The sequence below is a fragment of the Pseudomonas acericola (SeqCode) genome (assembly GCF_053456465.1).
In genome coordinates this window covers 44,548-67,432 of record NZ_JBRFJB010000002.1, presented here as the reverse complement: position 1 = coordinate 67,432, position 22,885 = coordinate 44,548, and the positions used below count along the sequence as shown (strand labels likewise).

Annotated in this window: 23 protein-coding genes; 14 read left to right on the top strand and 9 right to left on the bottom strand. The window is 62.6% G+C overall.

Annotated features, from left to right (window positions below; translation table 11 throughout):
• Positions 1–168 precede the first annotated feature (168 nt).
• The 3 genes from cysN to ACU688_RS06280 form a co-directional block, all read right to left on the bottom strand.
• The gene (gene cysN, locus ACU688_RS06290; RefSeq protein WP_448184097.1) at positions 169–2,067 is read right to left on the bottom strand and encodes a sulfate adenylyltransferase subunit CysN; all 1,899 of its coding nucleotides are present in this window, start codon (positions 2,065–2,067) and stop codon (positions 169–171) included.
• Between the two features lie 9 nt (positions 2,068–2,076).
• A complete protein-coding gene (gene cysD, locus ACU688_RS06285; protein WP_017735179.1) occupies positions 2,077–2,994 on the bottom strand; it encodes a sulfate adenylyltransferase subunit CysD in 918 nt (305 codons plus the stop codon).
• Positions 2,995–3,251: 257 nt separating this feature from the next.
• Positions 3,252–4,010, bottom strand: a complete 759-nt coding sequence (locus ACU688_RS06280; protein ID WP_448184096.1) for a Nif3-like dinuclear metal center hexameric protein — start codon at positions 4,008–4,010, stop codon at positions 3,252–3,254.
• Positions 4,011–4,112: 102 nt separating this feature from the next.
• On the opposite strand from ACU688_RS06280, the gene algW reads away from it, so the two are divergent.
• Together algW and ACU688_RS06270 are read left to right on the top strand one after the other, a co-directional pair.
• Positions 4,113–5,267, top strand: a complete 1,155-nt coding sequence (gene algW, locus ACU688_RS06275) for a Do family serine endopeptidase AlgW (protein WP_017735177.1) — start codon at positions 4,113–4,115, stop codon at positions 5,265–5,267.
• A 112-nt stretch (positions 5,268–5,379) separates the two neighbouring features.
• Positions 5,380–7,476 (top strand): TonB-dependent siderophore receptor, encoded by a 2,097-nt coding sequence (locus ACU688_RS06270; protein WP_448184095.1) that lies wholly within the window; start codon positions 5,380–5,382, stop codon positions 7,474–7,476.
• A gap of 139 nt (positions 7,477–7,615) precedes the next feature.
• Here the strand turns inward: ACU688_RS06270 and hemH are convergent, their stop codons facing one another.
• Both hemH and ACU688_RS06260 read right to left on the bottom strand, forming a co-directional pair.
• Positions 7,616–8,638 carry a ferrochelatase gene (hemH, locus tag ACU688_RS06265; RefSeq protein ID WP_448184094.1) on the bottom strand — a complete coding sequence of 341 codons (1,023 nt, stop codon included), beginning with the start codon at positions 8,636–8,638 and terminating at the stop codon, positions 7,616–7,618.
• A 14-nt stretch (positions 8,639–8,652) separates the two neighbouring features.
• Positions 8,653–9,552 (bottom strand): TIGR01777 family oxidoreductase, encoded by a 900-nt coding sequence (locus ACU688_RS06260; protein ID WP_448184093.1) that lies wholly within the window; start codon positions 9,550–9,552, stop codon positions 8,653–8,655.
• Between the two features lie 212 nt (positions 9,553–9,764).
• Here ACU688_RS06260 and ACU688_RS06255 point away from each other — a divergent pair, with 212 nt between their 5' ends.
• From ACU688_RS06255 to ACU688_RS06200, 12 genes are all read left to right on the top strand, one after another.
• A complete protein-coding gene (locus ACU688_RS06255) occupies positions 9,765–10,751 on the top strand; it encodes an NAD(P)/FAD-dependent oxidoreductase (RefSeq protein WP_448184092.1) in 987 nt (328 codons plus the stop codon).
• On the top strand, positions 10,748–10,963 hold the full coding sequence (locus ACU688_RS06250; protein ID WP_448184091.1) for a TIGR02450 family Trp-rich protein: 216 nt from the start codon (positions 10,748–10,750) through the stop codon (positions 10,961–10,963). Before ACU688_RS06255 ends, ACU688_RS06250 begins: the two co-directional genes overlap by 4 nt.
• 111 nt (positions 10,964–11,074) lie before the next feature.
• Complete coding sequence (locus ACU688_RS06245) at positions 11,075–12,031, top strand: YbgA family protein (RefSeq protein WP_448184090.1); 957 nt, start codon at positions 11,075–11,077, stop codon at positions 12,029–12,031.
• A gap of 3 nt (positions 12,032–12,034) precedes the next feature.
• Complete coding sequence (locus ACU688_RS06240) at positions 12,035–12,952, top strand: MerR family transcriptional regulator (protein ID WP_448184089.1); 918 nt, start codon at positions 12,035–12,037, stop codon at positions 12,950–12,952.
• Positions 12,953–14,398: a deoxyribodipyrimidine photo-lyase gene (gene phrB, locus ACU688_RS06235; protein ID WP_448184088.1), complete on the top strand. Its 1,446-nt coding sequence runs from the start codon at positions 12,953–12,955 to the stop codon at positions 14,396–14,398.
• Entirely contained in the window at positions 14,391–14,813 is a 423-nt protein-coding gene (locus tag ACU688_RS06230) for a nuclear transport factor 2 family protein (RefSeq protein ID WP_448184087.1), read from the top strand. The genes phrB and ACU688_RS06230 overlap by 8 nt, the downstream gene beginning before the upstream one ends.
• Positions 14,810–15,592, top strand: coding sequence for an SDR family NAD(P)-dependent oxidoreductase (locus tag ACU688_RS06225; RefSeq protein WP_448184086.1), 783 nt, complete (start codon positions 14,810–14,812; stop codon positions 15,590–15,592). Before ACU688_RS06230 ends, ACU688_RS06225 begins: the two co-directional genes overlap by 4 nt.
• Entirely contained in the window at positions 15,589–16,836 is a 1,248-nt protein-coding gene (locus ACU688_RS06220; protein WP_448184085.1) for an NAD(P)/FAD-dependent oxidoreductase, read from the top strand. Before ACU688_RS06225 ends, ACU688_RS06220 begins: the two co-directional genes overlap by 4 nt.
• Positions 16,833–17,642, top strand: a complete 810-nt coding sequence (locus ACU688_RS06215; RefSeq protein ID WP_448184084.1) for a DUF1365 domain-containing protein — start codon at positions 16,833–16,835, stop codon at positions 17,640–17,642. Before ACU688_RS06220 ends, ACU688_RS06215 begins: the two co-directional genes overlap by 4 nt.
• Entirely contained in the window at positions 17,629–18,900 is a 1,272-nt protein-coding gene (locus ACU688_RS06210) for a class I SAM-dependent methyltransferase (protein WP_448184083.1), read from the top strand. The genes ACU688_RS06215 and ACU688_RS06210 overlap by 14 nt, the downstream gene beginning before the upstream one ends.
• On the top strand, positions 18,893–19,384 hold the full coding sequence (locus tag ACU688_RS06205; RefSeq protein WP_448184082.1) for a DUF2878 domain-containing protein: 492 nt from the start codon (positions 18,893–18,895) through the stop codon (positions 19,382–19,384). Before ACU688_RS06210 ends, ACU688_RS06205 begins: the two co-directional genes overlap by 8 nt.
• Before the next feature lie 54 nt (positions 19,385–19,438).
• The gene (locus ACU688_RS06200; RefSeq protein ID WP_071491045.1) at positions 19,439–19,744 is read left to right on the top strand and encodes a YkgJ family cysteine cluster protein; all 306 of its coding nucleotides are present in this window, start codon (positions 19,439–19,441) and stop codon (positions 19,742–19,744) included.
• Between the two features lie 135 nt (positions 19,745–19,879).
• On the opposite strand, the gene ACU688_RS06195 is transcribed toward ACU688_RS06200, so the two are convergent.
• The 4 genes from ACU688_RS06195 to prmC all read right to left on the bottom strand — a co-directional run bounded on the left by ACU688_RS06195 (position 19,880) and on the right by prmC (position 22,879).
• Positions 19,880–20,398 carry an acyloxyacyl hydrolase gene (locus ACU688_RS06195; RefSeq protein ID WP_448184081.1) on the bottom strand — a complete coding sequence of 173 codons (519 nt, stop codon included), beginning with the start codon at positions 20,396–20,398 and terminating at the stop codon, positions 19,880–19,882.
• A 114-nt stretch (positions 20,399–20,512) separates the two neighbouring features.
• On the bottom strand, positions 20,513–21,307 hold the full coding sequence (murI, locus tag ACU688_RS06190; RefSeq protein ID WP_448184080.1) for a glutamate racemase: 795 nt from the start codon (positions 21,305–21,307) through the stop codon (positions 20,513–20,515).
• Positions 21,300–22,055: a molybdopterin-synthase adenylyltransferase MoeB gene (locus tag ACU688_RS06185; protein WP_448184079.1), complete on the bottom strand. Its 756-nt coding sequence runs from the start codon at positions 22,053–22,055 to the stop codon at positions 21,300–21,302. Before ACU688_RS06185 ends, murI begins: the two co-directional genes overlap by 8 nt.
• On the bottom strand, positions 22,049–22,879 hold the full coding sequence (gene prmC, locus ACU688_RS06180; protein WP_448184078.1) for a peptide chain release factor N(5)-glutamine methyltransferase: 831 nt from the start codon (positions 22,877–22,879) through the stop codon (positions 22,049–22,051). The genes ACU688_RS06185 and prmC overlap by 7 nt, the downstream gene beginning before the upstream one ends.
• Between the last annotated feature and the right edge of the window lie 6 nt (positions 22,880–22,885).

The following is a 22,885-nucleotide window of genomic DNA, read 5'->3' as shown; positions in this document are numbered from 1 at the left end:
TGCCTGCGATGCAGGCACCTCGGTACATCAGTTGAACCGAGGTGATGCTATCGCAGGCAAGCCAGCTCCCACAAAAGCCAGCTCCCACATTGACCGAGTCCGGTCTTGAGGACATAAAAAAGCCCGCCACCGAGTGATCGGTGGCGGGCTTTTTTGTGACGGCAATCCTTAGATCGCGCCGCGCTGACGCAACAGCTCCAGCACTTGCTTGACGCTCTCTTCCAGCGACAACGCCTGAGTGTCGATCACCAGATCGGCATTCAACGGCACGTCGTACGGGAAGGACTCACCCGGGATGTTATCCCCACCCGCCGCGTACAAACCTTGCGGATCACGCTCGGCGCACACCAGCGGCGACGCTTGCACGTAGACCGTCAGCAAACGATCACCGCCGATCAGCGCCTTGGCCTGTTCACGGCCTTCGGCATCCGGGGCAACGAACGCAGCCAGGGTCAGCAGGCCCGCTTCGTTGAACTGGCGCGCCACGTGAGCGGCACGCCGCCAGTTCTCGGTGCGACCGGCACGGTCCTGCGGCAGGCCTTTGTTCAGGTCGTGACGCAGGTTCTGGCCATCCAGCACAAACACCGCACGGCCCATGTCGAACAGCTTGCGCTCAACCGCATAGGCCAGGGTGCTCTTGCCAGCGCCCGACAGGCCGCTGAACAGCACGGTGGCCGGCTGCTGGCCGAAGCGCTGTGCGCGTTCTTCGGTGGCCACGTGGGCCAACTTGCCGTGCTGCGCCGAGCTGCCGTGGGTCACCGGCGGCGCGATGATCATGCCCGCGGCCACAGTGCCGTTGGTCAAACGGTCGATGACGATAAACGCACCGGTGGTGCGGTTGCTGTCGTAACCGTCCAGGGCGATGGCGGCGTCAAGGCTGACCTTGACCCGGCCGATCTCGTTCAATTGCAGGGAACTCGCCGGGCCTTCGGCCAGGGTGTTCACATCTACGCGATGCACGATGCTGGTGATGGAACCCGGCACGTAGCTGGTGGCGCGCTTGATGTCGTATTTCTTGCCCGGCAGCATCGGCTCTTCGGCCATCCACACCAGCATGGCGTCGAAGGCGTCGGTCACTTGCGGCACGTTGTCGGCGTGTACCAGCAGGTCGCCACGGGAGATGTCGATCTCGTCTTCCATGGTCAGGGTCACGGCCTGGCCTGGGCCGGCGTTTTCCAGCTCACCTTCAAAGGTGACGATGGATTTGACGCGGCTGCTCTTGCCCGACGGCAGCACCACGACTTCGTCGCCCTTGTGCACGATGCCGCTGGCCAGGGTGCCGGCAAAACCACGGAAGTTCAGGTTTGGACGGTTGACGTACTGCACCGGGAAACGCAGGTCGGTGTAGTTGCGGTCGTTGGCGATCTCGACGGTTTCGAGGATCTCCATCAGCGACTGGCCGGTGTACCAAGGCGAACGCTCGCTCTTGTTCACCACGTTGTCGCCCTTGAGCGCCGACATCGGCACAAAGGCCATGGTGCTCGGCTTGAACGCGATACCTTCGGCGAACTTCAGGTAATCGGCCTTGATCGACTCGAACACGCTTTGGTCAAAGCCGTTGATGTCCATCTTGTTGACGGCAATCACGATGTGCTTGATGCCCAGCAACGACGCGATGTAGCTGTGGCGACGGGTCTGGGTCTGCACGCCGTAGCGGGCGTCGATCAGGATGATCGCCAGGTCACAGGTGGAGGCACCGGTGGCCATGTTGCGGGTGTACTGCTCATGGCCGGGGGTGTCGGCGATGATGAATTTGCGCTTGGCGGTGGAGAAGTAGCGGTACGCGACATCGATGGTGATGCCCTGCTCACGCTCGGCCTGCAGGCCGTCGACCAGCAATGCCAGGTCGATGTCGTCACCGGTGGTGCCGACTTTCTTCGAATCGCGGGTGATGGCTTCCAGGTGATCTTCGTAGATCATCTTGGAGTCGTGCAGCAGGCGCCCGATCAGGGTGCTCTTGCCGTCGTCGACGTTGCCGCAGGTCAGGAAGCGCAACATCTCTTTGCGCTCGTGCTGGCCCAGGTAGGCGAGGATGTCCTCGCTGATCAAATCAGATTGATGCGACATGACAGCCCCTTAGAAATAGCCTTGACGTTTTTTATCTTCCATCGAGCCTGCACCATCGTGGTCGATGACACGGCCCTGGCGCTCGGAAGTTCGCGTCAGGAGCATTTCCTGAATGATGTCCGTCAGCGTCTCGGCTTCGGACTCCACCGCGCCCGTCAACGGGTAGCAGCCAAGGGTACGGAAACGTACTTTCTTTTTGACGATTCGGGCTTTGTCTTCGTCGGACAAGTGCTCGAGGATGCGGTCGTCGTCGATCATGATCAACGTGCCGTTCTTCTCGATCACTTCACGTTCGGCGGCGAAGTACAGCGGCACGATCGGGATGCCTTCGAGGTAGATGTACTGCCAGATGTCCAGCTCGGTCCAGTTGGACAGCGGGAACACACGGATCGACTCGCCCTTGTTGACGTTGCCGTTGTAGACGTTCCACAGCTCCGGGCGCTGGTTCTTCGGATCCCAGCGGTGCTTGCTGTCGCGGAACGAGTACACGCGCTCTTTGGCGCGGGATTTCTCTTCATCGCGACGGGCACCGCCGAATGCTGCGTCGAAACCATGCTTGTCCAGGGCTTGCTTGAGGCCCTCGGTCTTCATGATGTCGGTGTGCTTGGCGCTGCCGTGGGTGAACGGGTTGATGCCCTGCGCCACGCCATCCGGGTTGACGTGGGTGATCAGCTCCAGGCCCAGTTCCTCGACCATCTTGTCGCGGAATTTGTACATCTCCTGGAATTTCCACTGGGTGTCCACGTGCATCACCGGGAACGGCAGCTTGCCCGGGAAGAACGCCTTGCGTGCCAGGTGCAGCATCACGGCGGAGTCTTTACCGATCGAGTAGAGCATCACCGGGTTATCGAACTCGGCGGCGACCTCGCGGATGATGTGGATGCTTTCCGCCTCCAGCTGTTTCAGATGCGTCAGTTTGTCGACCATGGTTACTCACGGAAAAACGATCTTATGGACGGCCAGCGGGCCGTGTTCGAGCGGGGCATGCTAGCACAGCACCTTCTTCTAATCAGGGAGCTGGCTAGATCGAAACGGTATATGAATATGCCCCCGAGTTTGGGGATGACGCGCGGTCAAGTGTGGGAGCTGGCTTGCCTGCGATAGCATCGCCTCGGTTTATCAGACAGACCGAGGTGTCTGCATCGCAGGCAAGCCAGCTCCCACATTTTGTACAGCGGTGACCGTTAAATAGGGTTCGGGCAATCGATAAACAGATGCTCCAGCGCAAACCGCCGCGCCAGGTAGTCCCCCAGCGCCTGCACACCATAACGCTCGGTGGCGTGATGGCCGGCGGCAATAAAGCTGATGTCGTTTTCCCGCGCACTGTGGAAGGTCTGCTCGGACGCTTCACCGCTGAGGAACAGGTCCACACCCGCCGCAACCCCATGGTCGATGTAACCCTGACCACCCCCAGTGCACCAGCCCACGCGCCGGATCATCTCACTGCCTTCGATCAGCAGCGGCTCACGCCCCATGACTTCCTGTACGCGCCGGGCGAAATCCCGTGGCGACAACGGCTCGGCAAGGGAGCCGACCAGGCCGACGACCTTGGCGTCATTGGGGTCCAGCGGGCCTTCGACGGTGATGTCCAACTGGCGGGCGAGCTGCACGTTGTTGCCCACATCGGGGTGTAGGTCCAGCGGCAGGTGGTAGGCCAACAGGCTGATGTCGTGCTTGAGCAGGGTTTTCAGGCGGCGCTGCTTCATGCCGGTAATGCAGGGGTTTTCGCCTTTCCAGAAATACCCGTGGTGCACCAGCACCAGGTCAGCCCCGGCTTCGACGGCCGCGTCCAGCAGGGCCTGGCTGGCGGTCACGCCGCTGACGATGCGCATCACCTGCGGGCGCCCTTCCACTTGCAGGCCATTGGGGCAGTAATCGGCGATTTTGGAGCTGTTCAGGTAGCGGTCAGCTTCATCGACTAATGTGCTCAGGGCAACGGCCATAAAAGACTCCTAAATATCCCGTTCGAAGGCACTCACAGCCTCGTATAATGCGCGACATTATGGGCGCTCTCCCGCCCCCTGCAACCTGTCAGGACTTACTTGATGCTCAAGGCACTGCGTTTTTTTGGATGGCCATTGTTGGCTGGCGTGCTGATCGCGATGCTGATCATTCAGCGTTATCCCCAGTGGGTGGGCTTGCCCAGCCTGGACGTAAACATGCAGCAGGCACCGCAAACCAACGCGGTGGTGCAAGGCCCGGTGACCTATGCGGACGCGGTGGTCATCGCTGCGCCGGCCGTGGTCAACCTGTACACCACCAAGGTCATCAACAAACCGGCGCACCCGCTGTTTGAAGACCCGCAGTTCCGTCGCTACTTCGGCGACAACGGGCCCAAGCAACGGCGCATGGAGTCAAGCCTGGGTTCGGGCGTGATCATGAGCCCGGAAGGCTACATCCTCACCAACAACCACGTGACCACCGGCGCCGACCAGATCGTGGTGGCGTTGCGTGACGGCCGCGAGACCCTGGCTCGCGTGGTCGGCAGCGACCCGGAAACCGACCTCGCGGTACTCAAGATCGACCTGAAAAGCCTGCCCTCCATCACCCTCGGCCGCTCCGACGGCCTGCGCGTGGGTGACGTCGCGCTGGCCATCGGCAACCCGTTCGGCGTCGGCCAGACGGTGACCATGGGCATCATCAGCGCCACCGGGCGCAACCAGCTCGGCCTGAACAGCTACGAAGACTTCATCCAGACCGACGCCGCGATCAACCCCGGCAACTCCGGCGGCGCGCTGGTGGATGCGAATGGCAACCTGACCGGCATCAACACGGCGATTTTCTCCAAGTCCGGCGGCTCCCAGGGCATCGGTTTTGCGATCCCGGTGAAGCTGGCGACGGAAGTGATGAAGTCGATCATCGAACACGGCCAGGTGATTCGCGGCTGGCTGGGCATTGAAGTGCAGCCGTTGACCAAGGACCTGGCCGAGTCGTTTGGCCTGACCGGGCGCCCGGGTATCGTGGTCGCCGGGATCTTCCGTGACGGCCCGGCGCAGAAAGCCGGCCTGCAACTGGGCGACGTGATCCTCAGCATCGACGGCGAACCGGCCGGCGATGGCCGCAAGTCGATGAACCAGGTGGCGCGGATCAAACCGACCGACAAGGTGACGATCCTGGTGATGCGCAATGGCAAAGAGATCAAGTTGTCAGCGGAAATCGGCCTGCGCCCACCGCCGGCACCGGTGAAAGAAGAGGAATAAACGCCCTCGCCCAGGTGCCCGTTCGCGGGTACCTGTAAGCGTATATTTCATAGCGATTCATTCTCATTAGGCATGTTATATTGTTTCAATATAGACATTGGAACGCTCTATCATGCCGTCTCGAAGAATTGCCCCACTGGCTGGCCTGGCCCTGGGTTTACTGCTTGATCCCGCCTTCGCCGAAGACAACACCCTGGAACTCGACACCATCAGCGTCACCAGCGACGCCTATGAGTCCGCCACCAGCCCGGTCAAAGGCTACCGCGCCACCCGTTCGGCCAGTGCGACCAAAACTGACACGGCGCTACGCGACATCCCACAATCCATCAGCGTGATTCCCGCCACGGTGCTCAAGGACCTAGGCAGCACCAGCGTCGAGCGCGCCCTGGAATTTGCCGGCGGCGTGTCCAAGCAAAACAACTTCGGCGGCCTGACGCTTTACGAGTACAGCGTGCGCGGCTTCACCACGTCCGAGTTCTACCAGGACGGCTTCAGCGCCAACCGTGGCTACCCGAGCACCCCGGACGCAGCCAATATCGAACGCATCGAAGTGCTCAAGGGCCCCGCCGCCAGCCTGTACGGGCGTGGCGATCCTGGCGGCACGGTGAATATCGTCACCAAGAAACCCCAACCAGAGGCCTTCACCACCCTGCAAACCAGCGCAGGCAGTTGGGACCGCTATCGCACTGCCCTCGACGTCAACACCCCGCTGGACAGCGAAGGCCACGTGCTGTCGCGGGTCAACCTGGCGGTGGAAGACAACCACAGCTTCCGCGATCACGTGCAGAGCAAACGGGTGTTCGTCGCGCCGTCGTTCAGTTGGCAACTGGACCCGGACACCACCCTGCTCGTCGAAAGCGAATTCGTGCGCCACAGCTCCACCTTCGACCGTGGCATCGTCGCCGCCCCCGGCGTGTCGCGTTCCACCTTCCTCGGCGAGCCCAACGACGGCGACATCGACAACCACAACAACCGCCTCCAGGCCGCCCTCGAACACCACCTCAACGATGCCTGGAGCCTGCGCCTGGCCAGCCACTACAAACAAGGCAGCCTGTGGGGCGACGCCTCGGAAAACCGCGCGCTGAATGCCGACGGCCACACCCTCAATCGCCGCTACCGCGAACGCTCCATGGGTTGGCACGACAGCATCACCCAACTGGAACTGCGCGGCCTGTTCGACATTGGCAGCTGGCAGCACGAATTGCTGGTGGGCACGGAAAACGAGGACTACCGCAAGAAGGAACGCGTGACGGCGATTGCCGGCAGCCCCTACGCCATCGACCTCTACAACCCGGTCTACGGCCAGGCCAAACCCAACGGCGCGCACGGCGGCACCGACTTCTTCGAACAGACCAAAAGCCACGCGCTGAACCTGCAAGACCAGATCGTCTTCACCGACCGCCTGCGCGGCATGCTCGGGGCGCGCTTCGAGCATTTCGAACAACGCATCGACAACTATATCGGCAACACGCCGCCGACCAAGCAAACCCACGACGCTCTCACCCAGCGCGCTGGCCTGCTGTACCAGCTAACGCCGCAAGTCGGTGTGTTCGCCAACGCCTCCACCTCGTTCAAACCCAACAGCGGGTTGGACGCCAACAACAAAGGCTTCAAGCCGGAAGAAGGCGTGGGTTATGAAGTGGGAATCAAGAGCGAGCTGTTCGACGACCGCCTCAGCACCACGCTTGCCGCGTTCCATATCGAAAAGGAAAACGTGCTCACGCTGGACCCTGCCACCAACCTCAACCGCGCCATGGGCAAGGCCCGCAGCCAGGGTTTTGACCTGCAACTGACCGGGCAAGTAACGGATGCCGTACGGGTGATTGGCGCGTTTGCCTACATCGACGCCGAGGTGACCAAGGGTGACAAGGCCATCCCCGCCGGCAGCCGGATTCTTGGCGTGGCCAAGCGCAGTGGCAGTCTGTTGGGGGTGTATGAATTCCAGGACGGCGCGTTGCGCGGGTCAGACGTGGGCGCGGCGTTTACCTATGTAGGGGATCGCTCCGGTGAGGCGGGTACGAGCTTTGAGCTGCCGGCGTATCACACGGTGGATTTGTTGGCGCATTACAAGGCCACGGAGAACGTGACGGTCGGCTTGAATCTCAACAACCTGTTTGATGAGAAGTACTACGAGCGGTCCTACAGCAGCTACTGGGTCAACCCGGGTGAACCACGCAATCTCACGGTCAGCCTGACCCTAAACCTGTAACCCGGTCAAAAAATGTAGGAAGGCTAATGTGGGAGCGGGCTTGCCCGCGATAGCGGTGTATCAGCCAACAAATCTATCGACTGACACGCCCCCATCGCGGGCAAGCCCGCTCCCACATGTTGATCTTCACTGGCTTCAGCTATAGCGACACGGGTGCTTTTTCACACAAAGCATTCAACGCCTTCGCCCACTGCGGATCATCATTCAGGCACGGCACCAGCACCAACTCCTCGCCCCCCGCCTCGCGAAACTGCTCCAGCCCGCGATCCCCAATCTCCTCCAGCGTCTCGATGCAGTCGGCGACAAACGCCGGGCACATCACCAGCAGCTTTTTCACGCCTTGCTGGGCCAGGGTTTCCAGGCGGGCTTCGGTGTAGGGTTCGATCCACTTCGCCCGGCCCAGGCGCGATTGGAAGGCCACCGACCATTTATCTTCCGGCAAGCCCATGCGCGCGGCAAAATCCCGCGCCACGCTGAAACATTGCCCGCGATAACAGGTGGCGCGCACCTGCGCCGAGGCGTTCGCGCAGCAATCGGTGGCACCGTCGAAGGTGTGCCCAGGGTTGAGTTTTTGCAGGTGCCGCTCCGGCAAGCCGTGGAAGCTGAACAGCAGGTGATCGTAATCCTGCTGCAAATGCGGCTTGGCGCTGGCCACCAGGGCGTCGAGGTATTCCGGTTGGTCGTAGAAGGGTTGCAGGATCGCCAACGGCAGGTCGAGCTTTTTCTCACGCAGCACACGGCGGGCTTCCTCAATCACCGTGGTCACAGTGCTGTCGGCAAACTGCGGGTACAACGGCGCGAGGGTGACCTTGCGAATGCCCTGACTGGCGAGACGGGTCAGCACCGTTTCAATCGACGGCTCGCCGTAGCGCATCGCCAATTCCACCGGGCCGTGGGTCCACTGCGCTGTCATCTGTTGTTGCAGGCGACGGCTAAGCACCACCAGCGGCGAGCCTTCCTCCCACCAGATGGACGCGTAGGCGTGGGCCGACTGCTCGGGGCGCTTGATCAGGATCAGCGACACCAGCAAGCGCCGCACCGGCCACGGCAGGTCGATCACATAAGGGTCCATCAGGAACTGATTGAGGTAGCTGCGCACATCGGCCACCGAAGTGGACGCCGGTGAACCCAGGTTGACCAGTAATAACGCGTGATCCGTCATGCAACATCCTATGGCTAGAGGCGGCTGGACAAGTCGTCCAGGGCCGCGCGCAACTCTGTGAACTGAAAAGTGTAACCGGCCGCCAGCAGCCGTTCGGGGACGGCCTTCTGCCCGCCCAACAGCAACCCGGACAACTCGCCCAACCCGACCTTCAACGCAAACGCCGGCATGGGCATGAACGCCGGGCGGTGCAACACCTGGCCCAACGTCTTGGCAAACTCGCGGTTGCGCACCGGGTGCGGCGCGCACGCATTATAAGGACCGCAGGCCTGTGCGTTGTGCAGAAGAAAATCAATCAGGCCGATTTGATCCTTGATATGCACCCATGGCATCCACTGCCGACCGCTACCAATCGGCCCGCCCAGCGCCAGTTTGAACGGCAGCAACAGGCGCGACAAAAAGCCGCCCTCGGCCGCCAGCACCAGACCCGTGCGCACCAGCACCACGCGCATGCCCAGGGCTTCGGCGCGTTGGGCGGTTTCTTCCCAGGCCACACACAGCTGGCTGGGAAAATCGTCCTGCACCGGGCCGCTGGCTTCGGTCAATTCGCGCTCGCCACCGTCGCCGTACCAGCCCACGGCGGAACCGGAGATCAGCACCGCCGGTTTCTGCTCCAGGCTGTCCAGCCACGCCAGCAGGGTTTCGGTCAGGCCGATGCGGCTGCTCCACAACAACGCCTTGCGCTTGTGGGTCCACGGGCGGTCGGCAATGGGCGCGCCGGCCAGATTAATGACCGCGTCCACCGGGCCGATAACCTGTTGTAGGCGGCCGACTCCCGACACCTGAGCGCCGCAGACCTTGGCGACCTGTTCCGGGTGGCGGCTCCACACGGTCAGGCGATGACCTTGGGCAAGCCAGTGTTGGCAAAGTTGGCGGCCGATCAAGCCGGTACCGCCGGTCAGCAAAATATGCATGGGACGCTCCTCATGTAACGTTCGCTGCCGATCACTGGTCTATTTTATAGGCAGGGATCATTTGTAATCGGGCGTAACGTTGGCTTAAGCCTCTGCTTTAACCATAGGTCACACCGTATAGAACAGGCACGCCAAAACTTATACCAAAAAACAATATTGTACAGCTATTGGTGTCGGCGTAGTCTGTACCCAACGGTAAAACGAGGCCTCCCATGACTGTTCCCATCGCGATCATAGGCACCGGCATCGCCGGTCTCTCCGCCGCCCGAGCGTTACGAGACGCGGGGCACGTTGTACAACTCTTCGATAAAAGCCGCGGCAGTGGTGGCCGCATGTCCAGCAAGCGCAGCGATGCAGGCGCCCTGGACATGGGTGCACAATACTTCACCGCCCGCGACCGGCGCTTCGTCAACGAAGTGCAGCGCTGGCAAAGCAACGGCTGGGCCGCGCAGTGGAAGCCGCAACTCTACAACTTCAAATCAGGCCAACTCACCCCCTCCCCCGATGAACAGATCCGCTGGGTCGGCGCACCGCGCATGAGTGCGATCACCCGCGCGCTGCTCGACGACTTGCCGGTGACGTTCGGTTGCCGCATCACCGAGGTCTTCCAGGGCACCCAACACTGGAACCTGCTCGATGCCGACGGCGGCAACCACGGCCCGTTCAGCCATGTGGTCATCGCCACGCCCGCGCCCCAGGCCACCGCCCTGCTGGCGGCCGCGCCCAAGCTGGCCAGCGCCGCCGCAGGCGTGAAGATGGACCCGACCTGGGCCATCGCCCTGGCGTTCGACACGCCCTTGGACACGCCGATGGAAGGCTGCTTCGTGCAAGACAGCCCCCTCGACTGGCTGGCCCGCAACCGCAGCAAGCCGGGGCGCGACGCCACCCTCGACACCTGGGTGTTGCACGCCACCAGCGCCTGGAGCAAGGCCCACCTGGACCTGCCCAAGGAAGCCGTGATCGAGCACCTGCACGGCGCCTTCGCCGAACTGCTGCACAGCGCCATGCCCGCGCCGTCCTTTAGCCTGGCGCATCGCTGGCTCTACGCGCGCCCGTCCGCCAGCCATGAATTCGGCGTGCTGGCCGACGCCGACCTGGGCCTGTACGTGTGCGGTGACTGGTGCCTGTCCGGGCGCGTGGAAGGCGCCTGGCTCAGCGGCCAGGAAGTGGCGCGACGCTTGATCGAGCACCTGCAATGAACCGCATCAACCCCGCCAAACTGCTGCTGTCCAAATGGACAGCAGCGCACCCTCGGAACAAGGAAAAACACTTCCTGGTGACCGAGCTGTTTCGCGACGACGAAGGCACTGTGCTGGATATCGAGCTGCAAGCGGTGATGACCCGCCGTGCTCAGCGCCTGGCGTGGCAAACCCTACAAAATGCCGAAGACTGGAAAATCGGCTGGCAATAGCCCAATAGCATAACCTGTACAAATAATTTGACTTGTACAACTCCGCGCCTATGATGAGATTTAGTTGTACAAGATAAATATCTTGTACAGGAATCTTGCCGGGGTTTGCCTATGTCCAGCACCAAACCGAAGATCGCCATCAGCGCCTGCCTGCTCGGCGAGAACGTGCGCTTCAACGGCGGCCACAAGCAATCCCTGCTGTGCAGCCAGACCCTCGCCGACTATTTCGATTTTGTGCCGCTGTGCCCCGAAGTCGCCATCGGCCTGGGCATTCCCCGCGAACCGATCCGCCTGGTGGGCGACCCCGCCCACCCGCAAGCCGTCGGCACTGTGCACCACGAGCTGAACGTCACCCAGCCCCTGCACGACTACGGCCAGCAGATGGCCGAGCAACACACCGACCTGTGCGGCTACATCTTCATGCAAAAATCGCCGTCCTGCGGCCTGGAACGGGTCAAGGTCTACCGCGAAAACGGCACGCCGGTGGACGGTGGCGGCCGTGGCATCTACGCCCAGGCCTTTTGCGCGCAGCATCCCAACCTGCCGGTGGAAGAAGACGGTCGGCTGAATGACCCGGTGCTGCGGGAAAACTTCCTGACCCGCGTGTTTGTCTACGCCAGCTGGCAACAACTGCTCGCCGACGGCCTGAGCCGCCACCGCTTGCTGGCCTTCCACTCACGCTACAAATATTTGCTGATGGCCCACAGCCCGGCGCACTACAAGCGCCTCGGCCACTTGCTCGGCAACATGGGCAAAGGCGTCAACCTGGATGAACTGGCCGCCTGCTATTTCAGCGACCTGATGACCGGCCTGACCCAGTGCGCCACCCGTGGCACCCACACCAATGTGCTGCAACACATCAGCGGCCACCTCAAACAGGCCATCAGCGCCGACGACAAGCAGGAAATGCAAACCGTCATCGGCCAATACCACCACGGCATCGTGCCGCTGGTGGTGCCGTTGACCTTGCTCAAGCATCACTTTCGCCAACACCCGGACCGCTACATCGCGCAGCAGGCCTACCTGCAACCGCACCCGGAAAACCTCAGCCTGCGTAATGCGATCTAACCCATGAAAGCTGCCCCCCCAGAAGACCTCGCCCAAGCCTTCGCCGACGGCTGGCTGCCGATCCGCGAAGTGGCGCGCCAGACCGGCGTCAACGCCGTGACCCTGCGCGCCTGGGAACGCCGTTACGGCCTCATCGTGCCCCAGCGCACGCCCAAAGGGCACCGGCTGTTCAGCGCCGAACACGTGCAACGCATCCACACCATCCTCACCTGGCTCAATCGCGGTGTGCCAGTCAGCCAGGTCAAAGCGCTGCTCGACTCCGCGCAATCCAGCCCCGACGCCGTCGAAAACGAGTGGCACGCGCTGCGCCAGAACTTGTTGCAGGCCATCAGCGAATTGGCCGAACGCCGCGTCGATGATGCCTTCAACCAGGCCATGGCGTTGTACCCGCCGCGCACCCTGTGCGAGCAATTACTGTTGCCGCTGCTCAACGACCTGGAGCAGCGCTGGCAAGGCCAGTTCGGCGCGCAGATGGAGCGGGTGTTTTTCCTCTCGTGGCTGCGCAGCAAATTCGGCGCGCGTATCTATCACAACAACCGCCAACTCCAGGGCGCGCCGCTGCTATTGGTCAACCATTCTGACCTGCCGCTGGAGCCGCACCTGTGGCTCAGTGCCTGGCTGGCCAGCAGCGCCGACTGCCCGGTGGAAGTCTTCGACTGGCCGCTGCCGGTCGGAGAGCTGGCGTTGGCGGTGGAACACCTGCAACCGCGCGCCGTGCTGCTGTATTCGAGCAAGTCGTTGCAGCTGCCGGCACTCGGCAAGCTGCTGGCCGGCGTGCCGTGCCCGACGCTGATTGCCGGACCAACGGTATGCATCCACCAGGCCGAGTTGGCCGTATTAACCGGTGACATCCCCCAATTGTGCGTGGCCGAAGACCCGTTGTCGGCCCACCAGCTACTGATCCAGCGTGGAATCGTCTAAATGCATTTGATCTGGCTGCGCACCGACCTGCGCCTACACGACAACACCGCCCTGGCCGCCGCGAGCCAGCGGGGCCCGATCGCGGCCGTTTACTTGATCACGCCCGAACAGTGGCTGGCCCATGACGATGCACCCTGCAAAGTGGACTTCTGGCTGCGCAACCTGCGCGAACTGAGCACCACCCTTGGCCAGTTGAACATTCCCCTGCTGATCCGCCACGCCGCGATCTGGGATCAGGCGCCTGCCGTGCTGAGCGAGCTGTGCCGCGAACTGTCCGTGGAGTCCGTACACGTCAACGAGGAATACGGCATTCACGAAAGCCGCCGCGATACCGCCGTGGCCAAGGCGCTGGAAGCCGACGGCGTGACGTTCCACAGCTACCTCGACCAGCTGTTTTTCCAACCCGGCAGCGTGCTGACCAAGACCGGCACCTATTTCCAGGTGTTCAGCCAGTTCCGCAAGGTCTGCTACACCCGCCTGCACAGCGCCTTGCCGCGCCTGGTTTCAACGGCCAAGGCCCAGGCGAAACTCAACGTTGAAAGCGATCCGATTCCGCAGACCGTCGACGGTTTCGAAACGCCCAACGACACCCTGCGCGCCCTCTGGCCCGCCGGCGAAGACGAAGCGCGCCGTCGCCTCGACGCCTTCGCAGACCAGCAGATCAGCTACTACAAGGACGAGCGCGACTTCCCGGCCAAGCCCGGCACCAGCCAGCTCTCGGCGTACCTCGCGGCGGGCGTGGTATCGCCGCGCCAATGCCTGCATGCCGCGCTGCAAACCAACCGGGGCGAGTTCGAAAGTGGCGACATCGGCGCCATCACCTGGATCAACGAGTTGCTCTGGCGCGAGTTCTACAAACACATCCTCGTGGGTTATCCACGGGTTTCGCGCCACCGCGCCTTCCGCCCCGAGACCGAAGCCGTGGCCTGGCGTGATGCGCCCAAGGACCTCGCCGCCTGGCAGCAAGCACGCACCGGCCTGCCGATCATCGACGCGGCCATGCGCCAACTGCTGGAAACCGGGTGGATGCACAACCGCCTGCGTATGGTGGTGGCGATGTTCCTGACCAAGAACCTGCTGATCGACTGGCGTGAAGGCGAGCGCTTTTTCATGCGCCACCTGATCGACGGCGACCTGGCCGCCAACAACGGCGGCTGGCAGTGGAGCTCGTCCACCGGCACCGACTCGGCGCCGTATTTCCGGATTTTCAGCCCGCTGAGCCAGTCGGAAAAATTCGACGGCGAAGGCGTGTTCATCAAGCGCTGGCTGCCAGAGTTGGCCGCGCTGAATAAAAAGGAAGTGCACAACCCCGAAGCGGTGGGCGGCCTGTTCGGCGTGGCGGATTACCCGCGCGCCATCGTCGACCTGAAAAAATCCCGCGAACGCGCCCTGGCCGCCTTCCGCAGCCTGCCCTCACGCGAAGCTGCCGGAGGCATCCATGAGTGACTTCCTGCGCCGGTTCGCCCAAGCGTTCGCGACCTTGGATAAACACAACCTGCAACTGCTGGATAACCTCTACAGCAAGGACATCACCTTCGCCGACCCGCTGCATCAAGTCCACGGCCTGCCGGCGATGCACCGCTACTTTGCCGAGCTGTACAGCAATGTCAGTCAGTTGCGCTTCGACTTTCACGGCTTCGACCAAGTCGCCGAAGGCGAAGGCTACCTGCGCTGGAAGATGAGCTTCTGCCACCCGCGCCTGGCCAACGGCCAGTTGATCCGCGTGGAAGGCTGCTCGCACCTGATGTGGCGTGACAAGGTTTACCACCATCGCGACTACTTCGACGCCGGCGCGTTGCTCTACGAACATCTGCCGGTACTCGGCCGCGTCGTCCGCTGGCTGAAAAGGAGAATGGCATGAGCCTCACCCCGCCCCGCCGTTATTGGCTGACCGGCGCCAGCAGTGGCATCGGCGCCGCGCTTGCCGTGGAGTTGCTCAACAGCGGCGCCCACGTGGCGCTCAGCTCACGCAGCAAAGGCCCGCTGGAAGCCCTCGCCCAACGTTATCCGGGGCAAGTTCTGGTGGTGGCCGGCGACCTGACCAACAGCCAGACCGTGCGCGAGATCGGCGAGCATATCGGCGTGGTCTGGGGCGCGCTGGACACGGTGATCCTCAACGCCGGCACCTGTGAATACGTGGACGCCAGGCAGTTCGACTCGTCGATCATCGAACACGTGGTGCGCACCAACCTGTTGGCCAGCAGTTACTGCATCGAGGCCGCGTTGCCGTTGCTACGTGCCGGGCAAACGCCGCACCTGGTCGGCGTCGCCAGCGCCGTGACGTACCTGCCCATGCCCCGCGCCGAAGCCTATGGCGCGTCCAAGGCCGGCTTGCGTTATCTGTTCGAAGCGCTGCGCATCAGCCTGTCGCCGGAAAACATCGACGTCACGGTGATCAGCCCCGGCTTTGTCGAAACGCCACTCACCGACCGCAACGACTTCCCGATGCCCCTGAGCTGGTCGGCCGACAAAGCCGCGCGGCATATCTTCGCCAAGCTGGACAAACGCCCGCTGGAAATCGCCTTCCCCGCGCTGTTTATCGCCACCCTGTGGCCGCTGTCGAAACTGCCCAGCCGCGTGCAGTTGATCATCGGCAAACGCATGTTGCGCAGCCCGCCACCGCAGAAGGATCGCCTGTGAAAATCGCCATCATCGGCAGCGGAATCGCCGGGTTGACCAGCGCTTACCTGCTCAGCCGTCGCCACGACATCACCCTGTTTGAAGCCGGCGACCGCATCGGCGGGCACACCCATACGGTCAACGTCAGCGTCGAAGGCAAAACCTATGCAGTGGACACCGGTTTTATCGTGTTCAACGACTGGACCTATCCCAATTTCATCCGCCTGTTGGGGCAAGTCGGCGTGGGCTTCAAGCCGACCGAGATGAGTTTTTCGGTGCACGACGAGCAGCAGCGCTTCGAGTACAACGGCAACAACCTCAACAGCCTGTTTGCACAGCGGCGCAATATCCTCTCGCCGGGGTTCTGGGGCATGTTGCGCGATATCCTGCGCTTCAACCGCCAGGCGCCGCTGGACCTGCAGGAGCAGCGCATCAGCGCCGACATGACCCTGGGCGACTACCTCAAGGCTGGCGGCTATGGCGAACGATTTATCCGCCACTACATCGTGCCGATGGGCGCGGCGATCTGGTCGATGTCCCTGGCGGACATGCTCGGTTTTCCCTTGCAGTTCTTTGTGCGCTTCTTCAAGAACCACGGCTTGCTGTCGGTGAGCAACCGCCCGCAGTGGTGCGTGATCGAGGGCGGTTCCAGCAGTTACATCGAACCGCTGACCCGGGGTTTTCGCGAACAGATTCGTCTCAATTGCCCTGTGGATAAAGTCGCACGCAGCGAGGCTGGCGTGGTTATCCACAGCACGGCCGGTGTCGAGCACTTCGACCGCGTGGTGTTCGCCTGTCACAGCGACCAGGCCCTGGCGTTGCTGGCCGACCCGAGCCAGGCCGAGCAAGAGATCCTCGGTGCCCTGCCCTACGCCGACAACGACGTGGTGCTGCACACCGACACGCGCCTGCTGCCAGATCGCAAACTGGCCTGGGCCAGCTGGAATTACCGGCTCAGTGGCAATGCGCAGAGCCAGGCCGCCGTGACCTATGACATGAACATCCTGCAAGGCATCGACAGCGCCACCACCTTTTGCGTCAGCCTCAACCAGACGGCGGTGATCAACCCGCTGAAAGTCCTCGCCCGCTACACCTACGCCCACCCGCAATACAGCCTGGCGGCGGTGGCGGCGCAAGCGCGCTGGCAAGAAGTGTCCGGCGTGCGCAATACCTTTTATTGCGGCGCCTACTGGGCCAACGGCTTCCATGAAGACGGTGTGGTCAGTGCCCTGCGCGTGGCCGACGCCTTTGGGGAACGCCTGTGAACAGCGCCCTGTACAGCGGCTGGATTGCCCATCGCCGGTTTGCGCCCAAGGCTCACGCCTTTCGCTACCGCATCGGCCTGCTGTACCTGGATTTGAGCGAAGAACAGCACGTGCTGGGGCTTTCGCCCTTGGCCGGGCGCAGCCGTTTTGCGCCCTTTGGTTTCCGTCAGCAGGATTACCTGCGTGCATTCACGCGCAGCGGCATGAGCTTGAGCGATGCCGTGCGCCAGGAAGTCGGCAAGGCCCTGGGGCGAACGCCCCAGGGCGTTATCTGCCTACTGACCCAGGCCCGCAGTTGGGGCCTGGCTTTTAACCCGGTGAGTTTCTTCTACTGCTTCGAGGCCGACGGACAACTGGCCGCGATCCTGTGTGAAGTGACCAACACCCCATGGCGCGAACGCTATCACTACGTGCTGCCGGCCCAGGTCCTCGGCGCGGATGAGCACCAGCACTTCGCCGTGGCCAAGGCCTTCCATGTGTCGCCGTTCCTGCCCCGCGACCTGGAATACCGCATGAGCTTCAGCCCGCCCGCCGCCAGGCTCGGCGTGCACATGGCCGATTGGCAGGGGGCGCAAAAAGTCTTCGATGCCACCCTGAGCCTGGAAAAAGAAAGCCTCGACCGCGCCAGCCTGCACCGCTACCTGTGGCGCTTCCCGTGGATGACCGCCAAGACCTGCCTCGCGATTTACTGGCAGGCCCTGCGCCTGTTGCTCAAACGCACACCGATTTTCCCCCACCGAGCCGCCGATGGCGCCTCCCGTACTGCAGTCGGGTATACCAAGGATCGCCGCCATGAAAACCCCTAGCTTATCGGTCAAAACCCATCGCCTGAACGTCAACGGCATGACCAGCGCCCTGCTGCGCAAGGCCGTGCTGCGCCAACTCAGCCAACTGCGCCACGGCCAGTTGGTGGTGATCGAAGGCGGCGAACGCCAGGTCTTCGGCGCACGGGAAGCGCACCTGCTGGGTGAAATCCACATCCTCGATTCGGCCGTATGGGGCCTGGTGGCGGCCAGCGGTTCCATCGGCGCCGGCGAAGCGTTTATCCACGGTTACTGGAGCAGCCCGGACCTCACCGCCGTGGTGCGCGTGATGGTCAGCAACCTCGACGTGCTCGACGCGATGGAAGGCGGCCTCGCGCGCCTGGCCCGCCCGCTGACCCAGGGCTTGCATTGGCTCAACCGCAACACGCGCAAGGGCTCGCAGAAAAACATCGCCGCCCATTACGACCTCGGCAACGACCTGTTCGAAGAATTCCTCGACCCGACCATGATGTATTCGGCGGCGCAATTCCTCACCGCCGACGACACCCTGGAACAGGCGCAACTGAACAAACTGGAGCGCATCTGCCAGAAGCTCGCGCTCAAGCCCGGTGACCATCTGCTGGAAATCGGCACCGGCTGGGGCAGCATGGCGCTGTACGCGGCGCAGCATTACGGCTGCAAGGTCACCACCACGACCTTGTCCAAGGAGCAATTTGCCTACACCGAACAGCGAATCGCCGCCCTGGGGCTGGGTGATCAGGTAACGCTGCTGTTGCAGGACTACCGCGACCTCACCGGCCAGTACGACAAGCTGGTGTCCATCGAGATGATCGAAGCCGTGGGCCACCGCTTCCTGCCCACCTACTTCAAGCAATGCGCGCAGTTACTCAAAAGCGATGGCTTGATGTTGCTGCAAGCCATCACCATCCGCGACCAGCGCTATGAGCAGGCGAAGACCAACGTGGATTTTATCCAGCGCTACATCTTCCCCGGCGGCGCCTTGCCCTGTGTGCAAAAGATGCTCGAGATCGTCAGCCGCGACACCGACATGAACTTGATGCACATGGAAGACTTCGGCCTGCACTACGCACGAACCCTGCGCCTGTGGCATGAGAATTTTCGCCGCGCCCATGGCCGCCTCGCGGAGCTGGGCTACGATGAGTACTTCCTGCGCTTGTGGGAATTCTACTTGTGCTACTGCGAAGGGGGCTTTATGGAGCGTACGATCGGTACCGCACAATTGCTGCTGGCCAAACCCGCCGCGATCAACCCGCCGCTGCTCGGGCGTTTTGATGCTTAAACCGCTGGCCAATGCCGTGCTGTTCCAGTGCGGCTGGTTCGCCTGCGTGCTGGGCGGCAACAGCCGCTGGTTGCTGGTGGCGGTGGCGGCACTCGCCGTGCATCTGCTGTGGATCAGTTCTTGGTCGCGCGAGGGGCAGATGATACTCGCCGTGACTTTGCTGGGCACGGTGATCGACACTTCGCTACGCACCTTTGGCGTGTTTCATTTCAGCATGCCCGGGCCGTTGATTCCGCTGTGGCTGGTGCTGCTCTGGGCGCTGCTGGCAACCACCTTGCGCCATTGCCTGGCCTGGAGCGCACGGCCCTGGTGGCGTGCCAGCCTGTTGGGTGCAGTGGGCGGGCCACTGTCGTATTACGCCGGCAGCCAACTGGCCGGGGTGAGTTTCGGCTACGGCACCACGCCCACCGTGATCGGCCTGGCGTTGCTATGGGCCCTGTTGTTTCCGATCCTGCACTGGGTCGCACGGCAACTGGAGCACTGACGTCCGTCAGAGCATTCATACGCGCAACACCGGCTTGCCTTACACTGCGCGCCTATGACCAACATCCCCCACACCCAAATCGCCGAACCCGCCGTCACCTGCTCGACGTGCGCGGCCTGCTGCTGCCAGTTGGAAGTGATGCTGATCACCGACACGGGCGTGCCAGAGCGTTATATCGACACCGACGATTGGGGCGGCGAAGTGATGCTGCGCCTCGACGACGGCTGGTGTGCGGCGCTGGATCGGGACACGATGATGTGCACGATCTATGAAAGGCGGCCGTTGATTTGCCGGGAGTTCGAGATGGGGGCGCCGGAGTGTCTGGAGGAACGGCAGGGGATTGCGACGGCCTATCGCTGATCCTTCGATCAACACTGATCAAAATGTGGGAGCTGGCTTGCCTGCGATGGCATCACCTCAGTACATCTGGCTCACTGAGGTGTCTGCATCGCAGGCAAGCCAGCTCCCACATTTGATTTGCAGTGTTCTTTAGATTTATAGCGCCAGGGTGTAGTGCAACGAGTAACTCTCGACCCCGTCGTTATTGCTGCTCAGCCCCGCATTGGAATAGTGCGTGGCGCGAATGCCGACTTCATGCCCACCGTTGAAGCGCAGGCCAACGCCCAACCGGTCTTCGAACTGAAAGGCCTGGCCGATATTGTTGTCTTCAACCCGCGTGCGCGAGAACACCGCCACGCCAACCCCCGCCTCGATGTACGGCTTGACCGTCTCCCCGGCAAACTCGTACACAAACACCGGCGAGAACGACAGGCTGCTGACGCTCGCGCGTTTGTCACCGTCCCAGTAGGTGTAGGCGCCGCTCCAGTAACCGGTCAAGCGCCCGGTATCGCTCTGCCACCAGCTTTTGTCCCACTGCGACGTCAGCCCCAACCGATAGGTCATGGTCGAATCGCTGGTACTCCCCACCCCCAATTCCAGGCCAGCGGCCTGGGCTGAAACGGAGTGTCCTACAACGACGGCCGCAATCGCAGCCAAACAGAACAAGCGCTTCATAAGAAACATCCTTTCCCGACGAAGTTATATGGTTTGTGTACAGGCCATCTCGCTAATAGAAGCCGGCGCGTAGACAGAAGTTCCCGCCGATAACGCCGTCATTTCACGAAATTTTCACGCCCCGAAGCTTCGCACAACGCCGGGATATTTCCATAGTGTTGGTAGGATATTTCTTAGGTGATACACATCGCCGCTGGTCCAGAACTGTGCAGGCTCGGGATTGCCGCAGGCCAGCAGATCGCGCTCACCCAGCAGGCGCTTGAGCTGGCGGGCCACGGCGGCGCCGGTGTCGATAAGGATGATGCTGGGGGGCAGCATCTGTGCCAGGAGTGGCTTGAGGAAGGGATAGTGGGTGCAACCGAGGATGATGGTGTCGCAACCGGCGCTGAGCAATGGGTCGATATAGCCCTGCAATAACTGGCGCAGCGCGGGGCTGTTGAGGTCGCCGGTCTCGATCAGTTCCACCAGGCCTGGGCAGGGCTGGGTGATCACCCGTACATCAGTGGCAAAGCGGTCGAGCAAGGCGGCGAACTTGGCGCTTTGCAGGGTGCCGGTGGTGGCGAGCACGCCGACCACTCCGCTGCGGGTCGCGGCGGCGGCGGGTTTGACGGCGGGCTCCATGCCCACCAGCGGCCAGTCGGGCGAGTCCAGGCGTAGATCGGCCACAGCGGCGACGGTGGCGGTATTACAGGCAATCACAAATGCCTTGGCGCCTTTTTCGCGGAAAAACTCAGCGACCCGGCGCGAACGTTCGAGAATGAACGCAGGCGTTTTCTCGCCGTACGGGATATGCCCGCAGTCGGCCACATACAGCAGCGATTCGTGGGGAAGCAGTTGCTGGATTTCGTCCAGCACCGTCAAGCCGCCGATGCCGGAATCGAACACACCGATTGGCGCGTCCTTAACCATGTTGCGGCCCACACACGCTGCAACCGGGGTCGCGCTTGACGCGCAGCTCACGGAAACGGCTGGTCAAGGCATCGATCAACAACAGGCGTCCCACCATTGGCTCGCCGAAACCGGCCAGTAGCTTCAAGGCTTCCAGCGCTTGCAGGCTGCCGACCAGGCCCACCAGCGGGCCGACCACGCCGGCTTCGCTGCAGGTCAGTTCGGTGTCGCTGCCGTGCCCGTATAAACAGTGGTAACACGGGCTTTCGGCGCGACGTGGGTCGAACACCGACAACTGCCCTTCCAGGCGAATCGCCGCGCCGCTGACCAACGGCTTGGTCGCGGCGAAGCAGGCGGCGTTGACCGCTTCGCGGGTGGAGAAGTTATCGCTGCAATCGAGCACCACATCCACCGCCGCGACCGCTGCGGCCAGGGAATCGGCATCCAGCGCGCTGCGATGGGCGACCAGTGTGATTTGCGGGTTGATCGCGCTCAGGCGGCGCAGGGCCGAATCGACCTTGGTCTGCCCGACGCTGTCGGTGTCGTGGATGATCTGGCGTTGCAGGTTGGTCAGGTCGACGGTGTCGAAGTCGGCCACGTGCAATTCGCCAACGCCGGCGGCGGCCAGGTACAACGCCACCGGCGCGCCCAGGCCGCCGAGGCCGATGATCAAGGCGCGGCTCTGTTTGAGGCGCAATTGGCCGTCGATGTCGACCTGCTGCAACAGAATCTGTCGGCTATAGCGCAACAGCTCCTGATCGGTCAGCACGGCCGGCGTCCCAGGGTGATGCGCTCGTGGCCGCCGAGGTCGATGCGGCTGTGCACCTCGTCAAAGCCTGCGCTCAGCAACAGGTCACGCACGGCGGCGGCCTGGTCGTAGCCGTGTTCGAGCAGCAACCAGCCACCGGCATTCAGGTGCTTTGGTGCGTCCTTGATGATGTGGCGCAAGTCATCCAGGCCGTCGCGGCCCGCCACCAGCGCACTGGCCGGTTCGAAGCGCACGTCACCGGCGACCAGGTGCGGGTCGTTGTCGGCGATGTACGGCGGGTTGCTGATGATCAGGTCGTACGTATGGCCTTGCAGGGCGCTGAACCAATGGCTGTTCAACACCGTGACGTTATTCAGGTGCAGGCGCTGGCGATTGCGTTCGGCCAGGGCCACGGCTTCCAGCACGCGGTCGACGGCGGTGACCTTCCAGGCCGGGCGTTCGCTGGCCAGGGCCAGGGCGATGGCACCGCTGCCAGTGCCGAGGTCGAGGACCTCGGTCGGTGTGGCCGGTAACAATTCCAGGGCCGCTTCCACCAGCAACTCGGTGTCCGGACGTGGGATCAGCGTGTGGGGCGCGACCTCCAGGTCGAGTTTCCAGAAGCCTTGCTGGCCGAGGATATACGCCACCGGCTCACCGCCACGGCGACGCTGCAGGTAGCTGGCGAAGGTCAGCGCATCTTCACTGCTGACGATTTTTTCCGGCCAGGTGTGCAGGTAGCTGCGGGACTTGCCTAGAGCCGCCGCCAGCAGAAGCTCGGCGTCGAGGCGCGCGGTGGGCGAGTCTGGCAGGTCGGCAGCGCGCAGCAGGCTAGCGATGATGGTCATTTATTC